Consider the following 12791-nt stretch of genomic DNA (forward strand, 5'->3'; position numbering starts at 1 on the left):
AGTGGTTAAATGAAAACAATTCAATTGTTTCGCATTTACCACTCTTTTCTATTAAAAAAATGGCATCTTTTTTTCTATTTGATTTTGATGATGTGTGCTTTTTTAACTGCCTTACTAGTCGTTCAGTACGTTAATCAAGATGATGCAAAGTTTAGAATAGGTATTGTTGATCACGATAATTCGGCGGAGACACAGCTCATACTCAATTCAATGGGAAATGGAACACATCTAGGTAAAGATATTCGTATTCAGCGTTACAATCAAAATCAAGCGCAAAAATTATTGAAAGCACAAAAATTAGAGGGATATTATGTTTTTGAAAAAGGTATGACAAAAACATTTTATAAACATGGTAATTTACCTATAGCTGTTTATACATATGATCAAACGTCAACTAAAAGTTTAGTTATTAATCAGTTGACTGATTCAGTTTATAGTCGCCTCATGTTATCGATGGGTGGAGGGTTAACCTACACGACATTATCACCAGAGGCCAATAAGGACGATAAGTTACAATTATTGACGGATTTATTATTTACCGGTTTAAATCGGACAGGCGGATTTGATTATCAACCGATACAAATATTTGATACATCGAGCTATTATGTAGTGACAGGTTATTTAGCCTCCATATTTATTTTTGCACTATCACTATTTTCAATTTTAAAAATGAACCAAGCTAAGGCATTAAAATCCAGATTACATATGTACCATTTTTCATTTGAAAAGCTAACATTAATTAGAAGTTTATTTACGCTATTTTATACTGGCGTGTGGACCTTGTTAGGATGCTTATGCATGATACAGATATTGCCCAATACTTTTGAGCCTTATAATTGGCCAACTGTAGTTATTCAATTAGTTTATTATATTCTAATGATTACAGGTTGGTTAACCATTATTGATTTGATCAGTTTCCGTTGGTTCAATATCGTACTGAAAATCATGCTTGCACTTATGGTTATTCTATTTTCTGGTCAAATTATACCAACGATATATTTCAAACATTTATTGAATGGCATGTTTAATGTGCAGCCATTTAGTTTTGTCACTAATCAAATGTTAGAGATTATATTAAATAATTATATCTTAGATACACCCATTACTTTCTATATGAGCTTTGTGATAACAGCTATTATATTATTGGTAATCATTGTTTGGAGGTATCGCCGATGATACAGTCCTTTATATTTATCATTATATTAAAACAGTGGAAGCAATTAGTGATTTTTTTTACTATTTTAACGTGTACGTTGTTATTGATATGGGCAGCTTATTCATCGCTGAATCAATCTTTTAAAATTCCAGTCGCAGTTCAAGATCAGGATCAATCCCAAGCTTCACATACATTAATTCAAAGTATTGAGAAGAACGACTTTGTTAAAGTTGAAAAGTTGGACCAAGAAGCAATATATCTGGATGAAAGTGTTAGTAAAAAAGAAGCGGTTGCAGCGATGCATATCCCTAAAGATTACAGTGATAAATTGAAAAATAATCAATTAAAATTGGCACTTACACTTTATGCAAGAGATGATTTTATTGGTGATATTACATTTGAAATGATTAGTCGTTCATTATATGAACAACAAATTCCGTATATTGTAAAAAAACATTTAGATGATGACGGTCAAGAGACGTCCTTAGAAAAGGTGTCCGATACATTAAATCAACACACGCCCAAATCAGCCATTGTTCACCATGTCGTAAATACCAATTCTGAGACGTCTATATCAATCAGCCTAGTGTTTGGCATTATCTTATTCGTTAGTAGTGTTCAAATCGTGTTGCATCAAAGGCTGAAACAAAATGGTCCGTTAACAAGACTTTTTATATTTCAATACAGTAAGTTGATACTTTTCACAACTTATATTTTGATTCATACACTCATTTTAATGCTTGTACTTGGCATAACAACATTCATATTTCAACAACAACTTTCATTTACGTTCTTTGCGAAATCATTAGTGATTATTATTGTGTATGAACTAGGGGTTTCATGGTTACTTTTCAAAATAAATACACTCAGTCATAGGCTCTTTATGGCAGTCATATTTGCCTTATTGATGGCGGTGTTATATATCTTTATACAATTATAGGAGTGATAAGATGATAGAATTAAAAAATTTAAGCAAGCACTATCGTAAAAAATGCATCTTTGAGTCCCTAGATATGACATTTGAAAATTTGCAATTAACCGTTTTATTAGGTGAAAACGGCGCTGGTAAATCCACATTATTAAGAATGATTGCCGGTTTAGAACAATTGACTAAAGGTGAAATACGTTATTTTGGAGAACAACTGTCAAAAAAGCAAAGACAAGATAAAATCGGTTATGTACCACAGGATATTGCACTATTTGAACATATGACAGTTAATGAAAATATTCGATGTTTTAAGGCGCTATGCAAAACACCGTTATCCAATGTATTGATAGACGAGTATGCACGTCAACTCAATTTAAATGAGAGAACCATGACAATTTCTAATTTGTCTGGTGGTACGAAACGAAAGGTGAATGTTCTAATCGGTTTATTAAGTAATCCGCAAATATTAATTTTAGATGAACCTACAGTAGGTATAGATTTAAAATCCAGATTTGATATTCATAACCTTTTGAATACAATGAAGAGGGAACGACTCATTATATTAACGACACACCACTTAGATGAAGTTGAAGCATTAGCGGATCAAATTAAAGTAATTGGTAATGATCCATTCTATAGGGAAATTCTTGAAGATAAGCATTGGGCATTCGAAGTATATAATAATAAATAGAGATGATGAACCACATCCATTCATGGAGAACCCCCGTGATGATGGATGTGGTTTTAATTATTTTGTATATAATGAGGTGAAAAAGAAGAAACATAAATTAATACAATAATAACAACGTTGTTATTTTGCGATAAATAATTTATAATGAGTAATTGTGAATTCGCTTTCATTATTTTTAAGGGATTGGGGGAACACGAATTTGTCATTTTTAGGGGAACATTTGCCGCTCATATCGCTTGTTATTGGTGTAGGAGTATTACTATTTTTAAACATTAAATTGAAGATTAATAGTATCCTATCGCTCATATTCGCAGCGGTGCTTGTAGGATTTATGAATGGCATGAAGCCGTTAGCAATTTTAGATACAATTAAGGAAGGATTAGGATCTACATTAGGGAGTCTCGCATTAATTATTGGGTTTGGTGCAGTACTTGGTAAATTAATGGTAGATTCTGGCGCAGCACAACGTATCGCTTCAACACTTATAGAAAGATTTGGTGCTAAATATGTTCAATGGGCTTTAATCATCATCGGTGCTGTATTTGGTATTTCTGTATTTTATGAAGTAGCATTTATGATTTTAGCACCGTTAGTCATCAGTATTGCTGTTGAAGCTAAGACACCATTTATGAAATTGGCGATTACAATGGTTGCAGCGACAACTTTATCACACAATATTTTCCCGCCACAAGCAGGGCCCACAGCACTCGTAGATGCTTACAATGCGGATATGGGAATGGTTTATATTTTGGGGATGATCGTCTTTATTCCTAGTGTGATTATTGCGGGTATTATATTGCCGAGATTCATGAAGCGCATAGATTATCCTATACCACCATTATTACAAAAAAGAAAAAATTTTACAGACAGTGAAATGCCTAGTTTTGGTTTGAGTTTATTTGTACCATTAATACCAGCTATTCTAATTTCAATATCAACCATACTCAGTTTATTTATTACCGAAGACACGATATTACATGAAATCGTATCATTTATTGGAAGTGCGGAAATCAGTCTTATCATTGCTATTATTACTGCGATTGTTATGTTTGGACTTAGAAAAGGTAAAGATATGGATACAATGATGAAATCATTTGAAACAGGTCTAAAAGGTGTTGCAACTATTATATTCATTGTCGGAGCGGGTGGCGCTTTTAAGGAAATCATTTTAGAAGCACATGTTGGAGATTATATTGCAGATATCATGAAAGGTACCAATATCTCTCCACTTATTATGGCTTGGTTAATTACAGCGCTGATCCGTATTGCGACGGGTCAAGGTGTTGTTTCAGCAATTACTGCTGCAGGTATCGTTGGTCCGTTGATACCCACTTTTGATGTCAGCCCTGTGCTTATGGTATTAGCTACAGCTGTAGGTAGTAATACCATTACTCATGTTAATGATGCATCATTTTGGTTATTCAAAGAATATTTTAATATTTCTATTAAGGATACATTTAAGACATGGGGGTGCGTTGTTATTAACGACATCTGTAACAGGATTAATGGTTGTCTTAATTCTGGATCTATTTATTTAAAATAATAAAGTAAAATAACAATGATTCATATTTGTGTAACATCATAAAAAGCATTATTTGCAAAGTATTTAAAGATATTTTTGTAAATAATGTTTTATTTTAGTATAAATACACAAAACCGTTACAAAAGTTACAAATATTTTTAAATGCATCGATTCAAAGTCTTGTGATTACTGATGTAAAGGTATTTGTAGCATATGTGTTATAAATTAGAAGGTTGTGGGCATTATACTTTATGTGAATAAATGAGTAACATGAATAAATCTACTTTCAGCGTATTAATGACACTATCTTGAGTGACTTATGTTGTGTGATGTTTTTATACAGTAATATGCTAATATTATGAATAAAAACACAAAAATATACAATTATTGGTAGTGAAAAGTTGATTTGACTTGAATTGTTATACGAGTATAATAACACCATATACAAGAAGGTGTATAAAAGCCACTTATTCTTGATATGAATATAAAAGAGAAAATATTAGGAGTAATTATGGGACAAAAAGATGAAAGTAGTAAAATTAATTTACCACAGCTCGTATTGCTAGGATTAGGTTCATTAATTGGATCTGGTTGGTTATTTGGCGCATGGGAGGCATCTTCCATTGCAGGACCAGCCGCAATTATTTCTTGGATTATCGGTTTTGTAGTTATAGGTTCAATTGCTTATAACTATATTGAAATAGGAACGATGTTTCCACAATCAGGTGGTATGAGTAATTATGCGCAATATACACATGGTTCGTTACTTGGATTCATTGCTGCCTGGGCAAACTGGGTATCGCTGGTAACTATCATTCCTATTGAAGCAGTATCAGCTGTACAATATATGAGTTCATGGCCTTGGGAATGGGCGAAATTTACGTCTGGTTTAATGGATGGATCTACAATAAGTAACGCAGGTTTATTTGCAGTATTTGTAATTATTATTATCTTCTCATTATTAAACTATTGGTCAGTAAAATTATTGACGTCATTCACAAGTTTAATTTCAGTATTTAAATTAGGTGTGCCTTTATTAACGATTATCATGTTAATTATTTCTGGTTTTGACACTGGGAACTATGGTCATTCAGTTGGAACATTTATGCCTTACGGTTCAGCACCTATATTTGCTGCAACAACAGCATCAGGTATTATTTTTTCATTCAACGCATTCCAGACAATTATTAATATGGGATCTGAAATTCAAAAACCTGAAAAAAACATTGCACGTGGTATAGCTATTTCACTGACTTTAAGTGCAATCCTGTACATAGTACTACAAAGTACATTTATTACGTCAATGCCTACTGAAATGCTGCATGAAAATGGTTGGAGTGGTATTAACTTTAACTCACCATTTGCTGATATGGCTATTCTATTAGGATTAAATTGGTTAGCTATATTACTATATATGGAAGCAGTTGTTTCACCATTTGGTACAGGTGTATCATTTGTAGCTGTTACTGGACGTGTCTTACGTGCTATGGAACAAAATGGTCATATTCCTAAATTTTTAGGGAAAATGAATAAAAAATATATGATTCCTCGTGTAGCCATTATATTTAATGCAATTATAAGTATGGTCATGGTATCGCTATTCCGTGATTGGGGTACTTTAGCAAGTGTAATATCAACAGCTACGTTAGTGGCATATTTAACAGGACCAACGACAGTGATTTCACTACGTAAAATGGCACCTAAAATGCATAGACCATTTAGAGCAAACTTATTAAAATTTATGGCACCATTTTCATTTGTGATGGCTTCATTAGCGATATATTGGGCGATGTGGCCAACAACAGCCGAAGTTATTTTAATTATTATTCTAGGATTACCAATTTACTTCTTCTATGAATATAAAATGAATTGGAAAAATACCAAAAAACAAATTGGCGGTAGCTTGTGGATTATCTTATATCTTATTGTACTTGCCTTCTTATCATTTATCGGTAGTAAAGAATTTAAAGGTATGAACTGGATTCATTACCCTTATGATTTTATTGTTATTATCATTATTGCATTAATCTTCTACAAAATAGGTACGTCTAGTTACTTTGAAAGTGTTTACTTTAAACGTGCTAAAAAGATTAATAAAGATATGCGTGCGGATTTACGTGAAAAACGTAAATCAGAACACATTAGTGAAGAATAATTTAATTCTGTGAGTAGAAATATATATAGCGTCTGGGACATTGTTAAATCTCCCAGACGCTTTTTTCATATAAATAGCGACATAGTTAATCATTTGAATGATCATGCTTAAATGGAGTGGGAGCCTGAAATCTTTTTGAGACAATTTGATTTCTGCTCCATCTTTTTTATGTATAGAAAATGACTATAATAATGCGACTGTACTTAGACAATAAGCGTATGCAATATTGCAGTGGACAACATTTTATGCAAAATAAATGCATGGGATATTCTATGGAAAAGTAAATTTCATTAAAATAAATTATTTAACAATGTTTTTTATTCCCATTAAAACAACATTTTCAATTCGTTTAAAGTGTAAAAATTCAAAATAACCTTTGACTAATTAATCTGACAAGTGTATTATTTATGAATATTAATTCATTTTTAAGAATAAATATTATGAAATGAGGGTTTTGATGCTTGATTTATATGAACACACAGACAAATATAGTTCTAAAAATTATAGTCCATTAAAATTAGCTTTAGCTAAAGGACGTGGTGCAAAAGTCTGGGATATTGAAGACAATTGTTATATAGATTGTATTTCTGGATTTTCGGTAGTTAATCAAGGCCATTGTCATCCTAAAATCATAAAGGCATTTCAAGAGCAGAGCCAAAGAATAACAATGGTTTCTCGTGCTTTATATAGTGATAATTTAGGTAAATGGGAAGAAAAGATTTGTAAACTTGCAAATAAAGAAAATGTTTTACCAATGAATACTGGCACAGAGGCTGTGGAAACAGCCATAAAAATGGCTCGTAAATGGGGCGCTGATATTAAAAATATTGATGAATCATCATCAGAAATCATTGCTATGAATGGAAACTTTCATGGCCGTACGTTAGGTTCATTATCATTATCATCACAAGATAGTTATAAAAAAGGTTTTGGACCGTTATTAAACAATATACATTACGCAGATTTTGGAGATATAGAACAATTAAAAAAATTAATTAATAATCAAACAACTGCAATTATTCTGGAACCTATACAAGGTGAGGGAGGCGTAAATATTCCTCCAACACATTTTATACAAGAAGTACGTCAACTCTGTAACGAATATAATGTGTTATTAATTGCAGACGAGATACAAGTGGGGCTTGGAAGAACGGGTAAGATGTTCGCAATGGAATGGGAAAATACAGAGCCAGATATATATTTATTAGGTAAATCACTAGGTGGAGGGTTATATCCGATATCCGCAGTGTTAGCGAACCAAGATGTGATGAGTGTCCTGACCCCAGGCACGCATGGTTCCACATTTGGTGGTAATCCACTAGCTTGCGCTGTATCAATGGCAGCATTAGACGTGCTGAATGAAGAGCATTTAGTACAAAATGCATTAGACTTAGGCGATAGATTATTAAAGCACCTGCAACAAATTGAAAGTGAACTGATCGTGGAAGTGAGAGGTAGGGGATTGTTTATAGGTATAGAATTAAATGTAGCAGCACAGGACTATTGTGAACAAATGATAAATAAAGGTGTGCTTTGTAAAGAAACACAGGGCAATATTATAAGGATTACACCACCACTTGTTATTGATAAAGATGAAATCGATGAAGTAATTCGTGTCATAACAGAAGTTTTGGAAAAGTAAAATTTAATATAAAATTTCCGAATATTCAGAAAGGAATGAAGTGAATGATTGAAGTTGGTATCGTTGGCGGTAGTGGATATGGAGCCATTGAATTAATTCGATTATTAATTCAGCATCCTAATGTAAATATAAAATATATCTTTTCGCATTCTAAACAGGATCAACCTATAAAGGAAACATTCCCACATTTGGAACAGCTCACATATCACTATGAAACGTTAAATAGTGAAGGAATTGAATGCGACGTGATATTTTTTGCGACACCTTCAAATGTGAGTAAACACATTGTTCCTCAGTTGCTTAGCAATAGGATTAAAATCATTGATTTGTCGGGTGATTTTAGATTAACTAATCGAGCTACTTATGAAACGTATTATGGTGAAACGGCAGCTTCTCAAGAATATTTGAATGAAGCAAATTATAGCATTGCAGAATGGTCAAATGTAAATGCACAAACAACGCAATTAATTGCGAACCCTGGATGTTTTCCAACAGCTACATTGTTAGCACTACATCCGCTAATAGATAAAGATATTGTAAAGCTAGATAACATTATCATCGATGCGAAGACGGGTGTATCCGGTGCCGGTAGGTCTTTGGCACAACATGTTCATTTCGCGGAGATGAATGAAAATTTAAGCGCCTATGCGATAGGAAAGCATAAGCATAAACCTGAAATTGAACAATATTTATCATTATTAGCCCAACAAGAAGTAAAAGTAACATTTACACCGCATCTCGTACCTATGACTCGAGGTATTTTATCAACCATTTATATCAAACTAAACCATGCTTTTACTAATGAAGACTTACATAATCTGTTTAAAGATTATTATGAAGATAAACCATTTGTAAGAATTAGATCATTAGGTCAATTTCCAAAAACTAAGGAAGTTTACGGTAGCAATTATTGTGATATCGGTATTTATGTTGATGAAGAGAATCAAACAGCGATTCTCGTGTCTGTGATTGATAACTTAGTTAAAGGTGCAAGTGGTCAAGCGATTCAGAATTTGAACTTAATGTATGGATGGAAAGAAAACACTGGATTGCTACAATCACCAGTTTATCCATAAAGTAGGATGAAAGGAGAGAAGAAATGAGAGACATTGAAACAATTGATACATTAAACCAATTAAATATAGATTTACAAGGCGACGTGAGTTCACCATTAGGTTTTATTGCTGGTGGTTTACATTGCGGTTTGAGAAGAAAGAAAGTGGACTTTGGTTGGATTTATTCAACGACCCCAGCTACAGCAACAGGTGTTTATACATTGAATCAATTTAAAGCTGCGCCATTAAAACTAACTGAAGATAGTATTAATAAGGATAAAGCACTACAAGCCATTATTGTGAATTCGGCTATTGCGAATGCGTGCACAGGAGAAAAAGGTATGCAAGATGCGTTGGATACACAAGCTTGGATTGCTGAGCAATTAAATATCGAGCAACATCTTGTTGGTGTTGCCTCTACAGGTGTTATTGGATCGTTTTTGCCAATGGATAAAATACAATATGCAACGCAGCACGTTTTAAAAGAACAATATAATAAAAGTGAAGCATTCAATCAAGCTATTTTAACAACTGATACGATGACGAAACATCTGTCAGTAAAGGTTGAAATCGATGGTACCACAGTAACGATAGGTGGCACTGCAAAAGGATCAGGCATGATACATCCCAATATGGCAACAATGCTAGGATTTATAACTACTGATGCCAATATTGATGCGAATACGTTGGATTATTGCCTAAAACAATCAATCGATCAATCGTTTAATATGATTACGGTGGATGGTGATTCAAGTACAAATGATATGGTGCTATGCATGGCAAATGGTCAAGCGCAACATACACAAATTGATGCATTACATCCCGAATGGCATAAGTTTGTGTATGCATTGAATTTTGTATGCCACTATCTTGCCAAGAGCATCGCTAAAGATGGTGAAGGGGCAACTAAATTGGTTACTGTAAAGGTCAAGGGCGCTCACGATGTTGTTGAAGCAAGAAAAATTGCCAAGAGCATTGTCTCCTCGAATTTAGTGAAAACCGCTGTCCATGGTGAAGATGCGAATTTCGGAAGAATTGTCACTGCTATAGGATACGCATCGCGATATATAGAACCTAGCGCAACCCATGTTTCGTTATGCCAAGTGAGTGTGTTGGAAAAAGGTATGGCTGTAGATTTTGATGAACAGCGTTTAAAAGAAGAATTAGCATCAGATAATATTTTAATTGAAGCAACTGTTGGAAACGGGGAAGGAGAAGCGGCAGCATATGGTTGTGATTTATCATATGAATATGTACGTATCAACGCGTCGTACAGAACTTAAGGAGTGACTGCAATGAATTATATAGTTATCAAAATTGGTGGTAGTACCTTGACCGAATTACATGAAACTACCATTGATGATATTGCACAGTTAAAGCAACAGGATTTGCATCCGATTATTATTCATGGTGGAGGGCCTTTTATCAATCAAGCGTTAGAGCAGCAAGGCGTCGATTCATTATTTGAAGATGGATTGAGGGTTACTACAGATGAAGTAATGTCAATTACAAGTCAGATATTAATCGGAAAGGTGAATCCGCAGCTTGTAAGTAAAATGAATGATGAAAATATTCAAAGTATTGGGTTAAATGGAATAGATGCCAAGCTATTTGACGTTGAACCATTAAACGAAAAATATGGATATGTAGGCGAACCAATCAACATTAATACAGCAGTTATAGATCATCTTACAGAAGAATATATACCTGTTATTGCGTCTATCGGCAGACATAAAACCTCTAGACATTTATATAATATTAACGCAGATACGTTGGCGTACAAAATAGCGCAGACATTAAACGCACCTATCTATTTATTGAGTGATATACCAGGTGTCATGATAGATAATAAAGTAAAGGCCACATTGAATTCAGAGCATATTAAAAATTATATTGAACAAGAGCAAATATATGGGGGGATGATTCCTAAAGTACAGGATGCGATCAGTGCCATTGAATATGGCTGTCAAAAAGTAGTTATCGCAGCAGGTAACGAAGCGCATGTCGTGGAAAGGATAAGAACTGGGAAAGGTATTGGGACAACGATTGTGTTGTGAGCATAATATAATAGCAATTTCCTGGGAAATCGTTAAATCAAAGTATCACTATATTAAAAATTAAAAAAAGACTTTGTCATAGTATAAACAAAATTGGTAGATGCTTGAAATAGCGCTGCTTTTAAACGATGTGGTACATATTAAAGTAACGCAATTGGTTAGTGTTTTTCAGCAGCTGTTTACATTGTAGGATTGAATTGGTGTGATAGTGTAATGGTTAATTTGAAAATAAAAAAACAACGCATATGCTGGAATGACGCATATGCGTTGTTTTTTTATAAATGGCTTGGATATCGTACTTAGTGCTAATCAGGCCATTAATAATTTTTTGAATAAGTGATTAATAGTTCTTTATAGAAATCAATGAATTTAAGGTACATTGCTTTTTCTACACGTTCATCTACTTGGTGTGGTTTTTCACCTGGACCAAATACTAAGAATGGGAAAGATTCATCTTTACCGCGTAGTAAATTAGAAGCATCCGTCACACCACCAATTGGGGCAGCGACAAAATCTTTATTAAATGCTGTTTTGCCAATCGTTTTAGCAGTGTCAATTAGGCTATTTTGACCAGTAGTAAGTACAGGATCTAAGTCAAGATATAATTCACTTTCTAAATTTGAGCCATTTGCATTATGTTTTTCAATTGTATTATTAAATAAATTTTTAACTTGGTCATTATTGTATTCTGGGATTGTACGAATATTGAAATCAGCATCAGCGTCTTCAGGGACAGAATTCACTTGAACGCCACCCTTGATTAATGTGTTAGTGATGACAAGCCCTTGTAATGCGGATTCAATTTCTTCAACAGCAAATGTAGCTGGTAGAGAAGGTTTCATTCGATCGAGCAAATGAGTGAAGTCTAAAGATTCACCTTTAATTTCTTTAGATATTTTTTGATATGCGTTATCGATATCTTGAATAAATTCAATTAAAGGTTTAATTGCGTTTACACCGAAGATAGGCATAGAACTATGTGCAGAAGTACCTTGTGATTTAATACGATAGTCCATAGACCCTTTATGTGCGTAGACCATCATATCTTGACAAGGCTCGGCTATGATGAGTGCGTCAACATCATCCATGTAACCTTTTTCGTAGAGATTTTGTGAACCAAGTTGTTCCATCTCTTCACCTGTAGTAGCTAAGAATTTAATGCGTCCTTTTGTTAATAATTGTGCATCGTGCATTTCGATAAGAGCAATAGCGAGTGCAGCGAGTCCAGATTTCATATCAGCAGCACCACGACCATATAAATAACCATTGTCTTCGGTAAGTTTAAAAGGGTCATATGACCATTGTTCACGATTACCTTCTGATACGACATCCATATGTCCAGATACACCGATGACTGGACTGCCTTCACCAATGTCGGCAATTAAGTTAGCGCGTCGTTCATCAACTTTATCAATGGTTGATTTAATACCGTGTTGTTCAAATAAATTTTGGAAGTATTGACATACCTCGATTTCATTATCATTTACTGTATTCATTGCTACAATATCAGATAATATTTGTACTTTTTCTTCTACAGAAAATGTACTCATAACATACCACTCCTTTAGAAAAACTATAACAAGTA

The 12791-nt window shown here is 33.7% G+C and carries 10 protein-coding genes; 9 read left to right on the forward strand and 1 reads right to left on the reverse strand.

The features are described from left to right. Positions 1–9: 9 nt before the first annotated feature. From ACM6UH_RS02075 to argB, 9 genes are all read left to right on the forward strand, one after another. On the forward strand, positions 10–1176 hold the full coding sequence (locus ACM6UH_RS02075) for an ABC transporter permease (protein WP_048787090.1): 1167 nt from the start codon (positions 10–12) through the stop codon (positions 1174–1176). Continuing rightward, positions 1173–2096 (forward strand): ABC transporter permease, encoded by a 924-nt coding sequence (locus ACM6UH_RS02080; protein ID WP_011302206.1) that lies wholly within the window; start codon positions 1173–1175, stop codon positions 2094–2096. The genes ACM6UH_RS02075 and ACM6UH_RS02080 overlap by 4 nt, the downstream gene beginning before the upstream one ends. A gap of 10 nt (positions 2097–2106) precedes the next feature. Beyond that, entirely contained in the window at positions 2107–2775 is a 669-nt protein-coding gene (locus ACM6UH_RS02085; RefSeq protein WP_011302207.1) for an ABC transporter ATP-binding protein, read from the forward strand. 199 nt (positions 2776–2974) lie between these two features. After that, positions 2975–4318: a gluconate:H+ symporter gene (locus ACM6UH_RS02090; protein WP_225791771.1), complete on the forward strand. Its 1344-nt coding sequence runs from the start codon at positions 2975–2977 to the stop codon at positions 4316–4318. Positions 4319–4808: 490 nt separating this feature from the next. Beyond that, on the forward strand, positions 4809–6452 hold the full coding sequence (locus tag ACM6UH_RS02095; protein ID WP_047504728.1) for an APC family permease: 1644 nt from the start codon (positions 4809–4811) through the stop codon (positions 6450–6452). 457 nt (positions 6453–6909) lie between these two features. Next, positions 6910–8094, forward strand: coding sequence for an ornithine--oxo-acid transaminase (gene rocD / locus ACM6UH_RS02100; RefSeq protein ID WP_047504725.1), 1185 nt, complete (start codon positions 6910–6912; stop codon positions 8092–8094). A 44-nt stretch (positions 8095–8138) separates the two neighbouring features. Then, the gene (gene argC / locus ACM6UH_RS02105; protein WP_047504723.1) at positions 8139–9170 is read left to right on the forward strand and encodes an N-acetyl-gamma-glutamyl-phosphate reductase; all 1032 of its coding nucleotides are present in this window, start codon (positions 8139–8141) and stop codon (positions 9168–9170) included. 23 nt (positions 9171–9193) lie between these two features. Further along, positions 9194–10432, forward strand: a complete 1239-nt coding sequence (argJ, locus tag ACM6UH_RS02110) for a bifunctional glutamate N-acetyltransferase/amino-acid acetyltransferase ArgJ (protein ID WP_011302213.1) — start codon at positions 9194–9196, stop codon at positions 10430–10432. A gap of 12 nt (positions 10433–10444) precedes the next feature. Next, the gene (gene argB / locus ACM6UH_RS02115) at positions 10445–11206 is read left to right on the forward strand and encodes an acetylglutamate kinase (protein WP_011302214.1); all 762 of its coding nucleotides are present in this window, start codon (positions 10445–10447) and stop codon (positions 11204–11206) included. 317 nt (positions 11207–11523) lie between these two features. Here the strand turns inward: argB and ACM6UH_RS02120 are convergent, their stop codons facing one another. Further along, positions 11524–12756, reverse strand: coding sequence for an ArgE/DapE family deacylase (locus tag ACM6UH_RS02120; protein ID WP_011302215.1), 1233 nt, complete (start codon positions 12754–12756; stop codon positions 11524–11526). Between the last annotated feature and the right edge of the window lie 35 nt (positions 12757–12791).

It is taken from the genome of Staphylococcus sp. LKG4-2 (genome assembly GCF_050955665.1).
GTDB classification, from domain to species: Bacteria; Bacillota; Bacilli; order Staphylococcales; family Staphylococcaceae; genus Staphylococcus; species Staphylococcus saprophyticus.